The sequence below is a fragment of the Enterobacter cloacae subsp. cloacae ATCC 13047 genome (genome assembly GCF_000025565.1).
GTDB lineage: Bacteria > Pseudomonadota > Gammaproteobacteria > Enterobacterales > Enterobacteriaceae > Enterobacter > Enterobacter cloacae.
Genome location: NC_014121.1, coordinates 5,269,644 through 5,289,250, shown reverse-complemented (window position 1 = coordinate 5,289,250; position 19,607 = coordinate 5,269,644). Strand labels below are relative to the sequence as shown.

General features: G+C 54.4%; 15 protein-coding genes and 1 rRNA gene. 9 read left to right on the top strand and 7 right to left on the bottom strand.

The window, feature by feature from the left end; genetic code table 11:
- Positions 1 to 5: 5 nt before the first annotated feature.
- The 3 genes from mnmG to asnC form a co-directional block, all read right to left on the bottom strand.
- Positions 6 to 1,895 carry a tRNA uridine-5-carboxymethylaminomethyl(34) synthesis enzyme MnmG gene (mnmG, locus tag ECL_RS25640; protein WP_008500196.1) on the bottom strand — a complete coding sequence of 630 codons (1,890 nt, stop codon included), beginning with the start codon at positions 1,893 to 1,895 and terminating at the stop codon, positions 6 to 8.
- 374 nt (positions 1,896 to 2,269) lie between these two features.
- Positions 2,270 to 2,719, bottom strand: a complete 450-nt coding sequence (mioC, locus tag ECL_RS25635) for an FMN-binding protein MioC (protein ID WP_013099402.1) — start codon at positions 2,717 to 2,719, stop codon at positions 2,270 to 2,272.
- A 90-nt stretch (positions 2,720 to 2,809) separates the two neighbouring features.
- A complete protein-coding gene (asnC, locus tag ECL_RS25630; protein ID WP_008500198.1) occupies positions 2,810 to 3,268 on the bottom strand; it encodes a transcriptional regulator AsnC in 459 nt (152 codons plus the stop codon).
- Between the two features lie 151 nt (positions 3,269 to 3,419).
- On the opposite strand from asnC, the gene asnA reads away from it, so the two are divergent.
- Positions 3,420 to 4,412, top strand: coding sequence for an aspartate--ammonia ligase (asnA, locus tag ECL_RS25625; protein WP_013099401.1), 993 nt, complete (start codon positions 3,420 to 3,422; stop codon positions 4,410 to 4,412).
- On the opposite strand, the gene viaA is transcribed toward asnA, so the two are convergent.
- A complete protein-coding gene (gene viaA / locus ECL_RS25620; protein WP_013099400.1) occupies positions 4,413 to 5,864 on the bottom strand; it encodes an ATPase RavA stimulator ViaA in 1,452 nt (483 codons plus the stop codon). It abuts the gene before it with no gap.
- Entirely contained in the window at positions 5,858 to 7,354 is a 1,497-nt protein-coding gene (gene ravA / locus ECL_RS25615; RefSeq protein WP_013099399.1) for an ATPase RavA, read from the bottom strand. The genes viaA and ravA overlap by 7 nt, the downstream gene beginning before the upstream one ends.
- Positions 7,355 to 7,577: 223 nt before the next feature.
- Here ravA and kup point away from each other — a divergent pair, with 223 nt between their 5' ends.
- The 7 genes from kup to rbsR all read left to right on the top strand — a co-directional run bounded on the left by kup (position 7,578) and on the right by rbsR (position 15,494).
- Positions 7,578 to 9,446, top strand: a complete 1,869-nt coding sequence (kup, locus tag ECL_RS25610) for a low affinity potassium transporter Kup (RefSeq protein WP_013099398.1) — start codon at positions 7,578 to 7,580, stop codon at positions 9,444 to 9,446.
- 194 nt (positions 9,447 to 9,640) lie between these two features.
- Positions 9,641 to 10,060, top strand: a complete 420-nt coding sequence (rbsD, locus tag ECL_RS25605) for a D-ribose pyranase (protein ID WP_013099397.1) — start codon at positions 9,641 to 9,643, stop codon at positions 10,058 to 10,060.
- Positions 10,061 to 10,067: 7 nt separating this feature from the next.
- Positions 10,068 to 11,573 carry a ribose ABC transporter ATP-binding protein RbsA gene (rbsA, locus tag ECL_RS25600; RefSeq protein WP_013099396.1) on the top strand — a complete coding sequence of 502 codons (1,506 nt, stop codon included), beginning with the start codon at positions 10,068 to 10,070 and terminating at the stop codon, positions 11,571 to 11,573.
- 4 nt (positions 11,574 to 11,577) lie between these two features.
- Complete coding sequence (gene rbsC / locus ECL_RS25595; RefSeq protein ID WP_013099395.1) at positions 11,578 to 12,543, top strand: ribose ABC transporter permease; 966 nt, start codon at positions 11,578 to 11,580, stop codon at positions 12,541 to 12,543.
- A gap of 27 nt (positions 12,544 to 12,570) precedes the next feature.
- Positions 12,571 to 13,461: a ribose ABC transporter substrate-binding protein RbsB gene (gene rbsB, locus ECL_RS25590; RefSeq protein ID WP_013099394.1), complete on the top strand. Its 891-nt coding sequence runs from the start codon at positions 12,571 to 12,573 to the stop codon at positions 13,459 to 13,461.
- Between the two features lie 107 nt (positions 13,462 to 13,568).
- Positions 13,569 to 14,498: a ribokinase gene (gene rbsK / locus ECL_RS25585; RefSeq protein WP_038982504.1), complete on the top strand. Its 930-nt coding sequence runs from the start codon at positions 13,569 to 13,571 to the stop codon at positions 14,496 to 14,498.
- Between the two features lie 3 nt (positions 14,499 to 14,501).
- Positions 14,502 to 15,494 (top strand): ribose operon transcriptional repressor RbsR, encoded by a 993-nt coding sequence (gene rbsR / locus ECL_RS25580; protein WP_013099392.1) that lies wholly within the window; start codon positions 14,502 to 14,504, stop codon positions 15,492 to 15,494.
- Here rbsR and mdtD read toward each other — a convergent pair.
- The gene (gene mdtD, locus ECL_RS25575) at positions 15,460 to 16,893 is read right to left on the bottom strand and encodes a multidrug transporter subunit MdtD (protein WP_013099391.1); all 1,434 of its coding nucleotides are present in this window, start codon (positions 16,891 to 16,893) and stop codon (positions 15,460 to 15,462) included. The two genes, rbsR and mdtD, sit on opposite strands and share 35 nt — an antisense overlap.
- Complete coding sequence (locus ECL_RS25570) at positions 16,890 to 17,597, bottom strand: FadR/GntR family transcriptional regulator (RefSeq protein ID WP_013099390.1); 708 nt, start codon at positions 17,595 to 17,597, stop codon at positions 16,890 to 16,892. The genes mdtD and ECL_RS25570 overlap by 4 nt, the downstream gene beginning before the upstream one ends.
- A gap of 454 nt (positions 17,598 to 18,051) precedes the next feature.
- Between ECL_RS25570 and ECL_RS25565 the strand changes: the two genes are divergently transcribed.
- Positions 18,052 to 19,591: ribosomal RNA gene (locus tag ECL_RS25565) — 16S ribosomal RNA — on the top strand.
- The last annotated feature ends 16 nt before the right edge of the window (positions 19,592 to 19,607 follow it).

Here is a 19,607-nt window from a genome sequence, read left to right as displayed (position 1 = left end):
ACATATTACGCGCTGCGGCGCAGCATGCCCTGCTTTTTCAGCCACACCAGCAGAATTGAAATCGCTGCTGGGGTAACGCCCGAGATGCGGGAGGCCTGGCCGATCGACACCGGTTTGTGATCGTTCAGTTTGGCGATCACCTCGTTGGACAGCCCCGTCACCTGACGATAGTCCAGCATTTCCGGCAGCAGCGTGTTTTCGTTACGCTGCTGCTTTTCGATCTCATCCTGCTGACGCGCGATGTAACCTTCGTATTTAACCTGGATCTCAACCTGCTCTGCCGCTTCAGCGTCTTCAAGACCCGGGGCAAAGGCGGTGAGTTTCACCAGATTCTCATAGGTCACTTCCGGGCGACGCAGCAGATCTTCACCGCTGGCTTCGCGCGAGAGCGGCGCAGTTAAGTGAGCGTTCACTTCCGCAGCGGTTTCAGCCTGCGGATTAACCCAGGTCGTTTTCAGGCGCTGACGTTCCTGCTCAATGCGCTCCAGTTTCTCGTTGAAGCGCGCCCAGCGTTCGTCATCCACCAGACCCAGCTCACGACCCATTTCGGTCAGACGCAGGTCGGCGTTATCTTCGCGCAGCATCAGGCGATATTCCGCGCGAGAGGTAAACATACGGTACGGTTCTTTGGTGCCCAGCGTGCAGAGATCGTCGACCAGCACGCCCAGATAAGCCTGAGAACGCGCCGGAGCCCAGCCCTCTTTCTCGGCAGAGAAACGGGCGGCGTTCAGACCGGCCAGCAGGCCCTGTGCAGCAGCTTCTTCGTAACCGGTGGTGCCGTTAATCTGACCTGCGAAGAACAGACCGTGGATGAATTTGCTCTCCAGGGTTGGCTTCAGGTCACGCGGATCGAAGAAATCGTACTCAATAGCGTAGCCAGGGCGAACGATTTTCGCATTCTCCATCCCCTGCATTGAGCGAACAATTTGCATCTGCACATCGAACGGCAGGCTGGTGGAGATGCCGTTCGGATAGATTTCGTTCGAGGTCAGCCCTTCAGGCTCCAGGAAGATCTGGTGCTGGTTACGATCGGCAAAGCGCATGACTTTGTCTTCGATCGACGGGCAATAGCGTGGGCCGATCCCTTCGATCACGCCGGCGTACATCGGGCTGCGATCGAGGTTATTGCGGATCACGTCATGGGTTTTTTCGTTGGTATGCGTGATATAGCACGGTACCTGCTGCGGATGCTGCGCTGCATTGCCCATGAACGAGAAGACCGGCATTGGGTTATCGCCGTGCTGTTGTGCCAGCACGCTGAAATCAATGGTGCGCGCATCAATACGCGGTGGAGTACCGGTTTTCAGACGGCTGACACGCAGCGGCAGTTCACGCAGACGGCGTGACAGTGGGATAGATGGCGGATCGCCAGCACGTCCGCCGCTGTAATTATCCAGACCGATATGGATCTTACCGTCCAGGAATGTCCCGACGGTCAGAACAACCGCTTTGGCGCGGAATTTGAGCCCCATCTGGGTAACCGCGCCAACGACACGATCGTTCTCCACGATAAGATCTTCCACTGCCTGCTGGAAGATCATCAGGTTCGGCTGGTTCTCCAGGGCGGTACGCACCGCCTGACGATAAAGTACCCGGTCTGCCTGAGCGCGGGTCGCACGGACAGCGGGGCCTTTACTGGCGTTTAGTATCCTAAACTGAATGCCTGCGTGATCGATCGCTTTCGCCATCAGGCCGCCAAGTGCATCCACTTCTTTTACCAGGTGTCCTTTCCCAATGCCGCCAATCGCCGGATTACAGGACATTTGTCCCAGCGTGTCGATATTGTGTGTCAAAAGCAGGGTCTGCTGACCCATTCGCGCTGCGGCCATTGCGGCCTCAGTGCCTGCGTGACCCCCGCCAATGATGATGACGTCAAAAGGATCCTGATAAAACATGGTGGTCTGCCTCGCGTAAAGCGGTATGAAAATGGATTGAAGCCCGGGCCGTGGATTCTACTCAACTTTAGTCTTTCGAGAAAGCATTGGGATCCTGGGCTATTAAAAAGAAGATCTTTTTATTTAGAGATCTGTTCTATTGTGATCTCTTATTAGGATCGCGGACCTTTGTGGATAAGTCCGATCTCATAAATAAGATCATGGGGTTAGAAAGGATCGTTTGCTGTGAATGATCGGTGATCCTGGCCCGTATAAGCTGGGATCAGATCGCGACTTTATACACAGGGCAAAAACGACTTCAACGTTGTTCTTTGGATAACTACTGCTTAATACGAGCTTTTAACCAGAGTTATCCACATCTGTTCGCGCGATCTTTAATCGTTTTTGAGTAAATTTTTCCATTCACCCAGCCAGATCTCAGCCGGATCCTCCGGAATATCATGATCGAGGATGTTGATCTTCAGCGTTTCACCCACCTGTTTAGCTCCGCAGGCGGTGACAGCGGCTTCCACTTTCTCTATAGCACCGCAGAAGGTGTCATATTCACGGCTGCCAATACCCACTGCGCCAAAACGCACGTTTGACAGGTCTGGCTGCTGTTCCTGCAGTTCGTCATATAAAGGTTGCAGGTTATCCGGAAGATCGCCTGCGCCATGCGTGGAGGTGATCACCAGCCAGACCCCATCAGTCGGGAGATCTTCAAGCAAAGGCCCGTGCAGCGTTTGTGTGGAAAATCCCGCATCCTCCAGCTTCTCAGCCAGATGTTCCGCTACATATTCCGCGCCGCCAAGGGTGCTGCCACTGATAAGGGTAATGTCCGCCATTGATCGCTCGCTCAGATAAAGAGGGGATCATTGTACGCTGTGAACGGGCTGGGATCTACCTGTGGAAAATGTGGGTATGGATTTGCCCGATCAGGGGCGAATGGTACGCATGATCGGGTTTTGCAGGGAGATCAACGTCTCGGTGGACTGAATTTCATCGATTGTTTGGATCTTGTTGATAAGTACCTGCTGCAGGGCATCTATGGATCGACACATCACCTTGATAAAGATGCTGTAGTGGCCGGTGGTGTAGTACGCCTCTGTGACTTCATCGAGCGCGTTCAGCTTCGCCAGCGCGGAAGGATAATCTTTTGCGCTTTTAAGAATAATGCCAATAAAGCAGCAGACGTCATAGCCCAGCTGTTTTGGGCTGACATCGATACGAGCCCCGGTAATGATCCCCGCCTGTTTCATCTTCTCTACACGAACGTGAATCGTCCCCGGGCTGACGCCAAACTGCTTCGCCAGTTCGGCATAGGCGGTACGGGCATTGGCCATTAACGCCTCCAGGATGCCGCGGTCCAGATTATCGATCTGATAATTTTCCATAGCTTTTTCTTATGAAGATTAATGAATCACTCTATTCTAGCGTTAAATTTTAACGAATCAAAAGTGAAGGTGGCTTTTTGTTGTTTGATTATTGAATTGAATGCCTTTTCTGTTGCTTAATCAATACCAACAGGACGCAGGAGTATAAATAATGAAAACCGCTTATATCGCAAAACAACGCCAGATCAGTTTCGTTAAATCCCATTTTTCCCGCCAGCTGGAAGAGAAGCTGGGTCTGATTGAAGTTCAGGCACCGATTCTCAGCCGCGTGGGTGATGGGACGCAGGATAACTTGTCCGGATGCGAAAAAGCGGTGCAGGTGAAAGTGAAAACACTGCCAGACGCCCAGTTCGAAGTGGTTCATTCCCTCGCGAAGTGGAAGCGTCAAACCCTGGGACAGCACGACTTCAGCGCGGGCGAAGGACTCTACACGCACATGAAAGCTCTCCGCCCCGATGAAGACCGCTTGTCTGCCATTCACTCTGTTTACGTTGACCAGTGGGACTGGGAGCGCGTAATGGGTGATGGCGAGCGCCATGTCGGCACGCTGAAATCCACCGTTGAGGCGATCTACGCCGGGATCAAAGCGACCGAAGCGGCCGTAAGCAAAGAGTTTGGTCTGGCACCGTTCCTGCCGGAATCGATCCACTTTGTTCACAGCCAGGAGTTGCTGAGTCGTTTCCCGGATCTGGATGCTAAAGGTCGTGAACGTGCGATCGCTAAAGAACTGGGTGCCGTCTTCCTGATGGGGATCGGCGGTAAGCTGTCGGATGGTAAACGTCATGATGTTCGTGCACCGGATTATGATGACTGGAGCACCATGAGCGAGGGCGAATTTGCTGGTCTGAACGGCGATATTCTGGTCTGGAACCCGGTGCTGGAAGATGCGTTTGAACTCTCCTCAATGGGGATCCGCGTGGATGCTGATGCGCTGAAACGCCAGCTGGCGGTGACCGGTGATGAAGATCGTCTCACGCTGGAATGGCACCAGGCGCTGCTGCGCGGTGAGATGCCGCAGACCATTGGCGGCGGCATCGGCCAGTCCCGTCTGACCATGCTGCTGCTGCAACTGTCGCATATTGGTCAGGTGCAGTGTGGTGTCTGGCCGCAGCAGGTACGCGAAAGCGTCAGCTCGCTTCTGTAATTAACGCTGCCAGCGCCTGAGCAGGCGGCTACGCAACCCGGTATCAAAGCGCCAGATATGATCGAAGATGCGCATGATGCCGGGTTTTCCATGGGCGGACATCGCCACTGCGTGGAAACGGTGCTGATGCACCCGCTGTAACTCCTTCACTTTATTCACCACGTCATCCGGCAGCCGCTGGGCAATAAAATCGGAAATCACCACCGCGTCAGCGTCGTACCAGTCGCCGCCCTGCATACGTTCCACAATGCTGCGAAAACAGCTGGCCAGATCGGTACCGCCGCGAAAACGCTGGCTTAAAAAGCGGATCGCCTGCTCAATACCCTGCTGATGGGTCAGCTCATAGCTGACCACTTCGCTGGAAAAGAGCATGATAAAGCAGCGACGCCGGTCAGCGAGCGCCACGCGCATCAGCGCCAGGCAGAACGCTTTGGCACACTGTTCGTTGAAACCGCCCATCGATCCAGATGTATCCACACAAACAATAAATGGGCCGCGCGGTTGCTCATCAAAATCCTGATGGACCACCGGACGTTGACTGATTTTTTCGCGCCAGGCTTCGCCATGCAGGCGATAGGTCAGAAGCTGTTTTTCCACCAGCCGACGATAAAACTCATATTCCAGCTCGGTCATCCCGAGCGTGCTCAGCTCCGTAGGCAGCAGGCGTAAAATGTCATCGCTTTGCTGGAGCCCATCCACCTGTTCCGGCACAGTGGCCGGTTCCCGCACCAGGGTGCGGAAGGTTTCCATCGGGGCATCCTTCTTTGGGACCGATTTAGCCTCCCTTGAGCGACCCAGCTGTTCCGCAAGCTTCATCAGCTCGGGCTGCTGCGCCAGGAAATCACCATACCGGACAATCAGCTGATAATCCCCACGCCTGATTTGGCCTGCACTCATATCCCAGAGACGTCCGGCAGCGTTTTCATTCTCTACCAGTACCTGCTCCAGCTGACCGCTTAAGGTCATGCGTTCCTGAACTTCGCTGAGCAATTGTTCACGCTCTTCATCCAGCAGTTGCTGGTTCAGCGTCGTGGCCTGAACCACAAGGCTGAGGCGCCAGCGCTGTAAAAAGAGTGTGTGTAAGGCGGGGGTGAAGGTGGCGTTATCGGTGACCAGCGCCCGGGCCTGGCTGGCAAATGGGGAGTGTACTTTATCGAGTAACGTCAGGGTTTGCGGGATCTGAACAATAAACTGCGACGTGGAAAGGCGCTGGCACTGCTGATAGCAGGCCACCTCTTCGGTTAACTCCTGTGGCACTTCGGTCTCTTTAAACCGCTGTCGCAGGTTGTCCCGCCAGCGCGGGAGATCGTCCGTCATCGCTTTTTTTAGCTTCGGGAATTTTTCAAAAAAAGCCGCCAGCTGAGGAGACGCCAGAAGAGTAATAATCACCTCTTCGATCAACCCATCTTCGCTGACGGCCAGCATGACGTTAAGCGTATCCAGCGTTAGCATTGACGAGCCTGTTTGATCTGCGCGCTCACATCCTGCAGGCTGGCTTCAATGCGACCTAACCAGTCGCTGTGAATAAAGAGGCACTTTTGCTGTTCGCTGAAGCGCGTATGCTGCTGATGCCATTCGGTATCCAGCGCCTCCAGCTGCTGCGTGATCTCTTCCGGCACGCTGTCAGAGGCGCTTCCCGGGAGGGCAAGGCGTGACCCCTGTAGGCTTACGTCGCGGATCACCAGGTGCTGACTGCTGTCCACTTCCATATTCAGCGGCTGTGCAAAGCCTATACCGTTAAGCTTACCGCGGATCTCTCCGCCCTTATCAAGCCACTGGGCCAGCGCGTCACGCTCAAGCGTAATGTGCACCACCTGCATGTCATGGAGTTTAAGCGGCTGCTGGAGAAGCAGCGTCAGCGTTGGGCTGGTCAGCTCAGCGGGCAGTTCGTAGTGCGGTTTACGGGCGAACATGCCGCCAAGACGGTTCACCTTCAGTGCTGTTTTATCACTTTGCTGCTGCTGTAGCTGAATGCGCCGTTGGGCTATCGCCCCAAGCTGGTTGAGCATTGATTGCTGGCCCCAGGCGTGTCCGGTCATCAATATTTCAAGCTGCTGCTGCATCAGATTCATCCCTTCGGCATCGTGCCAGAGACAGTCTTTCAGCAGGATCAGATCGATAGGGGCAACCGCGTCGCGCCCGCTGAACAGGGCGCTGGCCTGCAGCAGACGGATTGCTTTTTTCCAGCGACGGTCGGAAACATAAGGTGCAGAAGGAAGGAGATCAAGCTGCTGACGGAGCTGGTAGATCAGCTCAAAGACCGCGTCCGGCAGTGTGATTTTGCCGATATCCACCTGCCACTGCTGATACTCCTCGTCCGTGACCTGCAGTGAAGCGGCTACCGGGTTTTCATTTTCATCCTGCTGGCTGGTCAGCATGGAGCGGAAGTTCGATTTATCCTGCACTTTGTCCAGCCACAGGCGGATCAGCATGCGGTCATACAGCGCTTCAAGGCTGCTGTCGGCTTCGGGAAGTTCGTTCGAGGCGGCCACCAGCAGGCGCATCGGGATTTTTTCTTCGCTGGCGCCGTTACGGAACCGACGTTCGTTAATCGCCGTGAGCAGGGTATTCAGAATGGCCGGTCCCGCTTTCCAGATCTCATCGAGAAAAACAATCTCTGCTTCCGGCAGATACCCCTCGGTAAGGCGTTGATAGCGCCCCTCATCTTTCAGCGCCTGGATAGACAGCGGGCCGAAAACCTCTTCAGGGGTGGAAAAGCGGGTCATTAGGTATTCGAAGGCGCGTGCATTCTGAAAGGCAAATTTCAGCCTACGGGCAATCAGGCTTTTGGCAATGCCCGGCGGGCCAAGCAGAAATACGCTTTCACCGCTCAACGCCGCCAGTAAACAGAGGCGGATGGCGTGACTGCGTTCGAAAAGACCTTTCTCCAGTGCGCTGCTGAGACGGGAAATTCTTTCTGCTAATAAATGTGAGTGAGCCATAATAGTTTTTGCATCCTTTCGCCGTCGTGGCGGCTAATTGAAGCGAGTATAGACGTTTCAGTCAGGGCTGGTAATAGGCTGAAGTGCGGCGCAATTTTCTTTGCGCTACATTAATGCGGTTGCATTTAGGGGTTCGATTTTGCAACGAATCGTGCATACTGTGCGCTTTTTGTGGACCAAGGGAACAGGAACACATTTGTTATTTAAACGAAAAGACTAGTCTATGAGCACTGATAATAAGCAATCATTACCCGCAATTACGCTTGCGGCGATCGGGGTTGTCTACGGTGATATCGGCACCAGCCCGCTTTATACGCTTCGTGAATGTCTGTCCGGCCAGTTTGGCTTTGGTGTTGAACGCGATGCCGTATTTGGCTTCCTGTCCCTCATCTTCTGGCTGCTGATCCTGGTGGTTTCTGTTAAATACCTCTCCTTTGTGATGCGTGCAGATAACGCAGGTGAGGGGGGGATCCTGACCCTGATGTCCCTTGCGGGGCGCAACACCTCGGCCAGAATGACGTCGGTACTGGTTATTATTGGCCTGATTGGTGGCAGCTTCTTCTATGGGGAAGTGGTCATCACGCCTGCTATCTCGGTGCTTTCGGCGATTGAGGGGCTTGAGATTATCGCACCGCAGCTTGATACGTGGGTGGTTCCGCTGGCGATAATCGTTCTGACGTTGCTGTTTATTATCCAGAAGCACGGTACCGGGCTGGTGGGGAAACTGTTCGCACCGATTATGCTGGCCTGGTTCCTGATTCTGGCGGCGCTCGGTTTGCGCGGAGTTATTGGCAACCCGGAGGTTCTGCAGGCGCTGAACCCATACTGGGCTATCCATTTCTTCCTTGAATACAAAGTCGTTTCCTTCGTGGCGCTCGGCGCCGTTGTGCTCTCTATTACCGGTGTTGAAGCGCTGTATGCAGATATGGGGCACTTCGGCAAACTGCCGATTCGCGTGGCGTGGTTTTTAGTTGTCCTGCCATCGCTTGTATTGAACTACTTCGGGCAGGGGGCGCTGCTGCTGAAAAACCCGGAAGCGATTAAAAACCCCTTCTTCCTGCTGGCCCCGGATTGGGCGCTGGTGCCGATGCTTATTCTGGCCACGCTGGCCACCGTTATCGCTTCTCAGGCGGTCATTTCCGGCGTGTTCTCTCTGACGCGCCAGGCTGTGCGTCTGGGGTATCTCTCTCCCATGCGTATCATCCATACCTCAGAGATGGAATCGGGCCAGATCTACATCCCGTTTGTTAACTGGCTGCTCTATTTTGCTGTGGTGATCGTGATCGTCAGCTTTGAGCACTCCAGCAACCTGGCCGCGGCGTACGGTATTGCGGTAACAGGCACCATGGTGCTGACATCGCTTCTTTCCACCACGGTGGCGTACCGAAACTGGCACTGGAACAAGTTCCTCGTGGCGATGATTCTGGTGGGCTTCCTGTGCATCGACGTACCGCTGTTCTCGGCAAACCTCGATAAGATTGTCTCCGGCGGCTGGCTGCCGCTGACGCTTGGTCTGTTGATGTTCATTGTGATGACCACGTGGAAAAGCGAGCGTTTCCGTCTGCTGCGTCGTATGCATGAACACGGAAACTCCCTGGAGGCGATGATTGCCTCGCTGGAGAAATCCCCACCGGTTCGCGTACCGGGCACGGCGGTGTATATGTCTCGTGCGTTGAACGTTATTCCGTTCGCATTGATGCATAACCTCAAGCACAACAAGGTGCTGCATGAGCGGGTTATCCTGCTGACCCTGCGCACCGAAGATGCACCGTATGTTCACAATGTGCGCCGTGTTCAAATTGAACAACTGTCGCCAACCTTCTGGCGCGTGGTGGCGAGCTACGGCTGGCGTGAGACGCCGAACGTGGAAGAGGTCTTCCACCGCTGCGGTCTGGAAGGCTTAAGCTGCCGCATGATGGAAACATCGTTCTTTATGTCGCATGAGTCGCTGATTATCGGTAAACGTCCGTGGTATTTGCGCCTGCGCGGCAAGCTGTACCTTATTCTGCAGCGAAACGCCCTGCGTGCGCCGGACCAGTTTGAGATCCCGCCTAACCGCGTGATCGAGCTGGGAACCCAGGTCGAGATTTAAGCTCCTTAAAATGCCGGGTGGCGCTTCGCTTACCCGGCCTACTCATACTCAATATTCCCGCCAAAATTTACGTCTCATTTCACTTAGCGAAACGTTTCGACACCGATCACAATTCTGTTACGTCATGGTGGTTTTCTGAACACTCTTAAGACTAAACTGATTTCAGCGAAACGTTTCGCTAGTGGAGCAAGAAAATGAAGAAAGGCACGGTTCTCAACTCAGAAATCTCGTCGGTTATTTCCCGTCTTGGGCATACCGATACGCTGGTGGTTTGCGATGCAGGCTTACCGGTTCCGCGCAACACAACCCGTATTGATATGGCGTTAACGCAGGGCGTGCCCTCGTTTATGCAGGTACTGGATGTAGTGACCGCGGAGATGCAGGTTGAGGTGGCCATTCTCGCGACGGAAATTAAACAACATAATCCGCAACTCCACGAAACGTTGCTCAATCACATTGAGCAACTGCAACAACACCAGGGAAACACCATAGAAATTCGTTACACAACGCACGAACAGTTCAAACAACAAACCGCAGACAGTCAGGCGGTGATTCGCAGCGGGGAGTGTTCCCCGTATGCGAATATCATTCTCTGTGCTGGCGTCACCTTCTGAGGCCATCATGGACGCATTACTGCAACTTAAAGGGATCGATAAATCGTTCCCGGGCGTAAAAGCCCTTTCTGGCGCGGCGCTGAACGTTTATGCCGGACGCGTGATGGCGCTGGTGGGCGAGAATGGCGCTGGCAAATCCACCATGATGAAAGTGCTGACCGGTATCTATCAACGCGATGCCGGTTCACTTTTGTGGCTGGGTAAAGAGACCACCTTCAGCGGTCCAAAAGCTTCGCAGGAAGCGGGGATCGGCATTATTCACCAGGAACTGAACCTGATCCCGCAGCTCACTATTGCGGAGAACATTTTCCTCGGCCGCGAATTTGTTAACCGGTTTGGCAAAATTGACTGGAAAACGATGTATGCCGAAGCGGATAAGCTACTGGCGAAGCTGAACCTGCGCTTCAAAAGCCACCGCCTGGTGGGCGAACTCTCCATTGGCGACCAGCAGATGGTGGAGATCGCGAAAGTGCTGAGCTTTGAGTCGAAGGTCATCATTATGGATGAACCGACGGACGCCCTGACCGATACCGAAACCGAATCCCTGTTCCGCGTCATCCGCGAGCTGAAATCGCAGGGGCGTGGAATTGTCTATATCTCTCACCGTATGAAAGAGATTTTCGAGATCTGCGACGACGTTACCGTCTTCCGCGACGGGCAGTTTATTGCCGAGCGTGAAGTGGCATCGCTGACGGAAGATACGCTTATCGAAATGATGGTGGGACGCAAGCTCGAAGATCAATACCCGCACCTCGACAAAGCACCGGGTGAAATCCGCCTGAAGGTGGATAATCTCTGTGGCCCGGGCGTGGATAATGTCTCTTTTACCCTGCGCAAAGGGGAAATTCTTGGCGTGGCAGGGCTAATGGGTGCTGGCCGTACCGAGCTGATGAAAGTGCTGTACGGTGCGCTGCCGCGATCCAGCGGTTATGTCACTCTCGACGGGCATGAAGTGGTGACGCGCTCTCCGCAGGATGGCCTGGCGAATGGTATTGTTTATATCTCCGAAGACCGTAAGCGCGACGGCTTAGTGCTGGGCATGTCGGTGAAAGAGAACATGTCTCTTACCGCCCTGCGCTATTTCAGCCGCAGCGGCGGCAGCCTGAAACATAAAGATGAACAGCAGGCAGTCAGCGATTTTATCCGCCTCTTTAATGTGAAAACCCCCTCGATGGAACAGGCGATTGGCCTGCTGTCCGGCGGTAATCAACAGAAAGTGGCGATTGCACGCGGGCTGATGACGCGCCCGAAAGTGTTGATCCTTGATGAACCTACCCGCGGCGTGGACGTAGGGGCCAAAAAAGAGATCTATCAGCTGATTAACCAGTTCAAGGCCGACGGTCTGAGCATCATTCTGGTCTCTTCCGAGATGCCAGAGGTATTAGGCATGAGCGATCGCATTATCGTCATGCATGAAGGGCATCTCGGCGGTGAATTCACTCGCGAGCAGGCCACCCAGGAAGTTCTGATGGCTGCCGCTGTGGGCAAGCTTAATCGCGTGAATCAGGAGTAAGAAGATGACTACCCAGGCTGTTTCTGGTCGCCGTTATTTCACAAAGGCATGGCTGATGGAACAAAAATCGCTGATTGCCCTGCTGGTGCTGATCGCGATTGTGTCGACCATGAGCCCCAATTTCTTCACCGTTAATAACCTGTTCAACATTCTTCAGCAGACCTCCGTGAACGCCATTATGGCGGTCGGGATGACGCTGGTGATCCTGACATCGGGTATCGATCTGTCCGTCGGTTCCCTGCTGGCGCTCACCGGTGCGGTTGCTGCTTCAATCGTCGGGATTGAGGTCAACGCGCTGGTGGCCGTTGCCGCTGTGCTGGCGCTGGGTGCGGCAATTGGTGCTGTCACCGGGGTTATTGTGGCGAAAGGTCGTGTTCAGGCGTTTATTGCGACGCTGGTCATGATGCTGCTGCTGCGCGGTGTCACCATGGTGTATACCAACGGCAGCCCGGTTAACACCGGCTTTACGGACAACGCCGATCTGTTTGGCTGGTTCGGTATCGGTCGCCCGCTGGGTATCCCGACGCCGGTCTGGATCATGGCAATCGTCTTCCTGGCGGCGTGGTACATGCTGCACCACACGCGTCTGGGCCGCTATATTTATGCACTGGGCGGTAACGAAGCGGCAACGCGCCTGTCCGGTATCAGCGTCAACAAAGTTAAAATTATCGTTTACTCACTGTGCGGTTTGCTGGCCTCTCTGGCGGGCATCATCGAAGTGGCGCGCCTCTCTTCCGCGCAGCCAACGGCGGGTACGGGGTATGAGCTGGATGCCATTGCGGCAGTGGTTCTGGGCGGTACGAGTCTTGCGGGCGGTAAAGGTCGCATTGTTGGGACATTGATCGGCGCACTGATTCTCGGTTTCCTGAATAATGGTTTGAATTTGTTAGGTGTTTCCTCCTATTACCAGATGATCGTTAAAGCAGTGGTGATTTTGCTGGCGGTCCTGGTAGACAACAAAAAACAGTAACTGACGACACTACAGGACATCTTAGATATGAACATGAAAAAACTGGCTACCCTGGTTTCTGCTGTCGCGCTGAGCGCAACCGTAAGTGCTAACGCTATGGCGAAAGACACCATCGCGCTGGTTATCTCCACGCTAAACAACCCGTTCTTCGTCTCCCTGAAGGATGGCGCACAGAAAGAAGCCGACAAACTGGGCTACAACCTGGTGGTGCTGGATTCACAGAACAACCCGGCGAAAGAGCTGGCTAACGTGCAGGACTTAACCGTTCGCGGCACCAAAATCCTGCTGATCAACCCAACCGATTCTGACGCGGTGGGTAACGCCGTGAAGATGGCAAACCAGGCAAAGATCCCGGTGATCACCCTGGACCGTCAGGCAACGAAAGGCGACGTTGTGAGCCACATTGCGTCTGATAACGTGCTGGGCGGTAAAATCGCGGGTGATTACATCGCGAAGAAAGCAGGTGAAGGCGCGAAAGTTATCGAACTGCAGGGTATTGCCGGTACGTCCGCAGCCCGCGAACGTGGCGAAGGTTTCCAGCAGGCGGTTGCGGCTCACAAATTTAACGTCCTGGCCAGCCAGCCTGCTGACTTCGACCGTACTAAAGGTCTGAACGTCATGCAGAACCTGCTGACCGCGCACCCAGACGTGCAGGCGGTGTTCGCACAGAACGACGAAATGGCGCTCGGCGCGCTGCGTGCCCTGCAGACTGCAGGTAAATCTGATGTGATGGTTGTCGGATTTGACGGCACACCAGATGGAGAAAAAGCGGTAAATGATGGCAAACTGGCGGCGACCATCGCTCAGTTGCCTGAGCAGATCGGCGCGACTGGCGTGCAGACTGCTGACAAAGTGCTGAAGGGCGAAAAAGTTCAGGCTAAATATCCAGTTGACCTGAAACTGGTCATCAAGCAGTAAAAAGGCGATTCAGGCAGTCGCTGGCTGCCTGAGGGACACCAATAAAGAAAAGTGTGGCATACGCCACCGGGTAACACCGGTGGCGCTCTCAGATGGACAGCTCAACCATGAAAACCGCAGGCAACCTCGTCGTCCTTGGCAGTATCAATGCCGATCACATTCTTAACCTTGAATCCTTCCCGACGCCGGGCGAAACCGTCACCGGCAACCATTATCAGGTGGCATTTGGCGGTAAAGGTGCCAACCAGGCGGTTGCAGCAGGACGCAGTGGGGCAAATATCGCGTTTATCGCCTGTACAGGTGATGACGATACCGGTGAGCGCGTGCGTAAACAGCTCGCCAGCGATAACATCGATGTTGCGCCAGTCAGCGTTGTTGCAGGGGAATCGACCGGCGTGGCGCTGATTTTCGTCAACGCGGAAGGTGAGAATGTCATCGGTATTCATGCAGGCGCGAATGCCCGTCTTACGACGGACCGCGTTGAAGCACAGCGCGAGCTTATCGCTAATGCCGACGCGTTACTGATGCAGCTGGAATCGCCCGTAGAAAGCGTACTGGCGGCCGCTGACATTGCGCATCAAAATCATACCACTGTCGTACTTAATCCTGCGCCTGCCCGTGTATTATCAGACGAACTGCTGGCGCGGGTGGACATCATTACACCGAACGAAACCGAAGCAGAAAAACTGACGGGCATTCGTGTTGAAAATGATGATGACGCAGCACGTGCCGCGAAAGCGCTGCACGATAAAGGCATCGGCACCGTTATCATTACCCTCGGTAGCCGCGGCGTGTGGGCAAGCGTAAACGGCGAAGGCCGTCGCGTGCCGGGCTTTAAGGTCAAGGCGATTGACACTATCGCGGCAGGCGATACGTTTAACGGAGCATTGGTGACAGCGCTGCTGGAAGGAAAGGGAATGGATGATGCTATCCGCTTTGCGCATGCTGCTGCGGCTATCGCCGTCACGCGCAAAGGTGCCCAGCCCTCCGTTCCGTGGCGTAAAGAGATCGACGAATTCTTAAGTCAGCAGGGGTAACGCTTGGCCACAATGAAAGATGTCGCCCGCCTGGCGGGCGTTTCTACGTCGACAGTCTCCCACGTCATTAATAACGATCGCTTCGTCAGCGAGGCGATTCGGGAGAAAGTCGAAGCCGCAGTGAAAGATCTCAACTATGCGCCGTCTGCGCTGGCCCGCAGCCTGAAGCTCAACCAGACGCGTACCATTGGCATGCTGATCACCGCCAGTACGAATCCCTTTTATTCTGAACTTGTCCGCGGGGTGGAACGCAGCTGCTTCGAACGCGGCTACAGTCTGGTGCTGTGCAATACCGAAGGGGATGAGCAGCGTATGAACCGTAATCTGGAGACGCTGATGCAAAAACGCGTCGACGGGTTACTGCTGCTGTGTACCGAAACGCATCAACCCTCGAAAGAGATCATTCAGCGTTATCCGTCTATCCCCACAGTGATGATGGACTGGGCGCCGTTCGACGGGACCAGCGATCTGATTCAGGATAACTCCCTGCTGGGCGGAGATATGGCAACCCAGTATCTGATCGACAAAGGCCATACCCGCATCGCCTGCATTACTGGCCCGCTGGATAAAACCCCGGCGCGTCTGCGTCTGGAGGGGTACCTTTCCGCGATGGCTCGGGCGGGACTCGCGGTTCCGGAGGGTTACCGTATCACCGGCGATTTTGAATTTCAGGGCGGTTTCGAGGCGATGCAGACATTGCTGGCGCAGACACCGCGCCCGCAGGCCGTCTTTATTGGCAACGATGCCATGGCATTTGGGGCGTATAAGGCGTTGTACCAGGCGGGATTGCGTATTCCTGACGATATGGCGGTGATTGGCTACGATGATATCGAACTGGCCAGCTACATGACCCCGCCGCTGACCACGATCCATCAGCCAAAAGATGAACTGGGTGAGCTGGCCATTGATGTATTAATCCACCGAATGGCGCAGCCCACGCTGCAGCAGCAACGTCTGCAGCTTACTCCTGTTCTGATGGAACGGGGTTCGGTTTAGCTTTTGTTTTGTGGCGTTCTTTAATCAGGTTTCGACCATCTTTCGGTTTTAACAGCATAAAGACCAGCGCTGAAACGACGGTAAGTACGCCCATCGTGATAAAGGTATAGTGGAACTGCTCGACGGTGTTCGCGCTGTCAAAACCTTCATAGAACCGCAGTACCGCGGCACTGACAGCCACCCCAAGGCTGATTGATAACTGTTGAGTCACCGCCAGCACGCTGTTGCCACTACTGGCGTTGTCGTCAGTCAGATCCGCGAGAGTAATCGTGTTCATCGACGTGAACTGCGTTGACATTGCCATACCCAGCACAAACAGCGGCAGGATCAGCATCCAGACGGGAAGCGAGGCAGATTGTAGCGAGAACTGCGCAATCATCAGCCCGATAAAGACCGTTACGCCAACCAGTGTCTTCCGATAGCCAAACCAGCGCAGCACCTGCGTGACGGTTGATTTGGCCAGAATTGAGCCCATTGCCGTGGGCGCCATCATGCAGCCGGCTATCAGGGCCGGATAGCCGAAACCGACCTGCAGCATCAGAGGCATCAAAAACGGTACGCAGCCCGTCCCCAGGCGCGAAGCAATATTCCCCGCGATACCTACCGAGAAAGTGCGCGTATTAAAGAGAGACAGCGAGATCAGCGGTGTCGGGTGACGGCGTGCATGACGTATATAAAGAAGGAACAGCAAAATACCGCCAAGAATGACAGCCAGCGCAAGCCATGTTGCCACTATCTTCTCACCAAACAGCTCCATCCCGCTGGAGAACAATACCAGGCTCAGACCAAACAGGAAAAAACCACCCATATCGAAACTGCGTCTTGGCGTGGTGAAGTTCGGCATATATTTGCGGGCATACAGCAGCCCTGCTACGCCAATTGGAATGTTAATCAGGAAGATCCAGTGCCAGCTGGCCCAGGTGACAAACACACCGCCCAGCACCGGGCCAAGTATAGGACCGACCAGGCCGGGCATGGTGACGAAGTTGAGCACGGGAAGCAATTCACTGCGCGGATAGGCGCGCAAAAGTGCCAGGCGCGCCACGGGCATCATCATCGCGCCGCCAATTCCCTGCAGGACGCGGAAGATAACCAGTTCGGTCAGAGAGGATGATAATGCACAGGCCAGCGAACCGAGCGTAAAGAGCGTTACGGCCAACATAAATACGCGACGGGTGCCGAAGCGATCGGCCAGCCAGCCGCTCACCGGGATCAACATTGCAACCGTCAGGGTGTAACTGATGATGGCGGACTGCATCGCCAGCGGCGATCGGTTAAGGCTTTGCGCAATGGCGGGAAGTGCGGTGTTGAGGATGGTGGCATCCAGTGCCTGCATAAAGAACGCCATGGCTGCAATCCACGGCAGCCCGGCCATGCTGCGTGCTTTTTTCTTTATCATTTATTCACCTGCTGGTGGGTTGGCGCGGCCAGTAACGCCTGGCAAGCGCTCAGGGCTCGTTGCCCGTCGCTCTCCTGAATGGCATCGACAATGGCCTGATGCAGATCCAGCTTCACCACTTCGTCCTGAGTAATAGAGGTAAAGTAGGTGTGGTACACCGAATGGAATAAAGAAGCAAAAGAGGTAAGGAACGGATTGGCGCTCATCATATAGATATGTTCATGCCAGGCCATATCGACCTCAACCCAGCGCTCGCGGTTGAAGTGCTTTTTCAGGAACACCATCTCTTCCATTAAGGTGTTGAGCTGGGCTTTTTGTTCTGCTGTCCCGAGCGTGGCGGCAAGCAGGCAGGCCTGCGGCTCAAGACTGCTGCGCATCACCAGAAAGTGATCGACGACCTGATTGAAGTTGTCTTCTGTCATCCACCAGGAGAGAAGTTCCTGATCGAGGAAGTTCCAGTTGCTTTGTGGCATCACCCGCGTGCCAATGCGCGGACGTGGTAGCACCATGCCTTTTGCTGTTAAGGTTTTCACTGCTTCGCGAACGGCGGTACGACTCACGCCAAACTGCTCGCCCAGCTCCATTTCACCCGGCAGGATGCTACCCGGGGCATATTTACCCGCTAAAATCAGCTGAGCCAGCTTTTCTGCCAGCACATAAGACAGGTTTTTTTGGGCTGCCAGCTGTTGTGCGCTCAATGGCATTGCTTTTATTCCTTAATGATTCTTGTCGATAAGTATGCCACCGTGAATGTGATTGTGGTTGCAGATACATCAAATAGAACACTTTGTAGCTTGATTTCATCGCTATTGGTGAAAAAAAACACGGACGGAAACTTTTTTTAAATTTCCTCTTGTCACTTCAGAATAACTCCCTATAATGCGCCTCCACTGACACGGAACAACGGCACACACGCCGCCGGGTCAGCAGAGAAAAGCAAATTAAACGCTTGACTCTGAAGCGGGAAAGCGTAATATGCACACCCCGCGCCGCAGCGAAAACGAAGCGGCACTGCTCTTTAACAATTTATCAGACAATCTGTGTGGGCACTCAAAGTGACATGGATTCTTAATGTCTTCGGACAATAAATGAATACCAAGTCTCAAGAGTGAACACGTAATTCATTACGAAGTTTAATTCATTGAGCATCAAACTTTTAAATTGAAGAGTTTGATCATGGCTCAGATTGAACGCTGGCGGCAGGCCTAACACATGCAAGTCGAACGGTAGCACAGAGAGCTTGCTCTCGGGTGACGAGTGGCGGACGGGTGAGTAATGTCTGGGAAACTGCCTGATGGAGGGGGATAACTACTGGAAACGGTAGCTAATACCGCATAACGTCGCAAGACCAAAGAGGGGGACCTTCGGGCCTCTTGCCATCAGATGTGCCCAGATGGGATTAGCTAGTAGGTGGGGTAACGGCTCACCTAGGCGACGATCCCTAGCTGGTCTGAGAGGATGACCAGCCACACTGGAACTGAGACACGGTCCAGACTCCTACGGGAGGCAGCAGTGGGGAATATTGCACAATGGGCGCAAGCCTGATGCAGCCATGCCGCGTGTATGAAGAAGGCCTTCGGGTTGTAAAGTACTTTCAGCGGGGAGGAAGGTGTTGTGGTTAATAACCGCAGCAATTGACGTTACCCGCAGAAGAAGCACCGGCTAACTCCGTGCCAGCAGCCGCGGTAATACGGAGGGTGCAAGCGTTAATCGGAATTACTGGGCGTAAAGCGCACGCAGGCGGTCTGTCAAGTCGGATGTGAAATCCCCGGGCTCAACCTGGGAACTGCATTCGAAACTGGCAGGCTGGAGTCTTGTAGAGGGGGGTAGAATTCCAGGTGTAGCGGTGAAATGCGTAGAGATCTGGAGGAATACCGGTGGCGAAGGCGGCCCCCTGGACAAAGACTGACGCTCAGGTGCGAAAGCGTGGGGAGCAAACAGGATTAGATACCCTGGTAGTCCACGCCGTAAACGATGTCGATTTGGAGGTTGTGCCCTTGAGGCGTGGCTTCCGGAGCTAACGCGTTAAATCGACCGCCTGGGGAGTACGGCCGCAAGGTTAAAACTCAAATGAATTGACGGGGGCCCGCACAAGCGGTGGAGCATGTGGTTTAATTCGATGCAACGCGAAGAACCTTACCTGGTCTTGACATCCACAGAACTTTCCAGAGATGGATTGGTGCCTTCGGGAACTGTGAGACAGGTGCTGCATGGCTGTCGTCAGCTCGTGTTGTGAAATGTTGGGTTAAGTCCCGCAACGAGCGCAACCCTTATCCTTTGTTGCCAGCGGTCCGGCCGGGAACTCAAAGGAGACTGCCAGTGATAAACTGGAGGAAGGTGGGGATGACGTCAAGTCATCATGGCCCTTACGACCAGGGCTACACACGTGCTACAATGGCGCATACAAAGAGAAGCGACCTCGCGAGAGCAAGCGGACCTCATAAAGTGCGTCGTAGTCCGGATTGGAGTCTGCAACTCGACTCCATGAAGTCGGAATCGCTAGTAATCGTAGATCAGAATGCTACGGTGAATACGTTCCCGGGCCTTGTACACACCGCCCGTCACACCATGGGAGTGGGTTGCAAAAGAAGTAGGTAGCTTAACCTTCGGGAGGGCGCTTACCACTTTGTGATTCATGACTGGGGTGAAGTCGTAACAAGGTAACCGTAGGGGAACCTGCGGTTGGATCACCTCCTTACCTTAAAGAACCTGCC

Coding starts and splice junctions, on each gene's coding strand:
- mnmG (WP_008500196.1), bottom strand. CDS start 1,895: ATGTTTTATCAGGATCCTTTTGACGTCATCATCATTGGCGGGGGTCAC.
- mioC (WP_013099402.1), bottom strand. CDS start 2,719: ATGGCGGACATTACCCTTATCAGTGGCAGCACCCTTGGCGGCGCGGAA.
- asnC (WP_008500198.1), bottom strand. CDS start 3,268: ATGGAAAATTATCAGATCGATAATCTGGACCGCGGCATCCTGGAGGCG.
- asnA (WP_013099401.1), top strand. CDS start 3,420: ATGAAAACCGCTTATATCGCAAAACAACGCCAGATCAGTTTCGTTAAA.
- viaA (WP_013099400.1), bottom strand. CDS start 5,864: ATGCTAACGCTGGATACGCTTAACGTCATGCTGGCCGTCAGCGAAGAT.
- ravA (WP_013099399.1), bottom strand. CDS start 7,354: ATGGCTCACTCACATTTATTAGCAGAAAGAATTTCCCGTCTCAGCAGC.
- kup (WP_013099398.1), top strand. CDS start 7,578: ATGAGCACTGATAATAAGCAATCATTACCCGCAATTACGCTTGCGGCG.
- rbsD (WP_013099397.1), top strand. CDS start 9,641: ATGAAGAAAGGCACGGTTCTCAACTCAGAAATCTCGTCGGTTATTTCC.
- rbsA (WP_013099396.1), top strand. CDS start 10,068: ATGGACGCATTACTGCAACTTAAAGGGATCGATAAATCGTTCCCGGGC.
- rbsC (WP_013099395.1), top strand. CDS start 11,578: ATGACTACCCAGGCTGTTTCTGGTCGCCGTTATTTCACAAAGGCATGG.
- rbsB (WP_013099394.1), top strand. CDS start 12,571: ATGAACATGAAAAAACTGGCTACCCTGGTTTCTGCTGTCGCGCTGAGC.
- rbsK (WP_038982504.1), top strand. CDS start 13,569: ATGAAAACCGCAGGCAACCTCGTCGTCCTTGGCAGTATCAATGCCGAT.
- mdtD (WP_013099391.1), bottom strand. CDS start 16,893: ATGATAAAGAAAAAAGCACGCAGCATGGCCGGGCTGCCGTGGATTGCA.
- ECL_RS25570 (WP_013099390.1), bottom strand. CDS start 17,597: ATGCCATTGAGCGCACAACAGCTGGCAGCCCAAAAAAACCTGTCTTAT.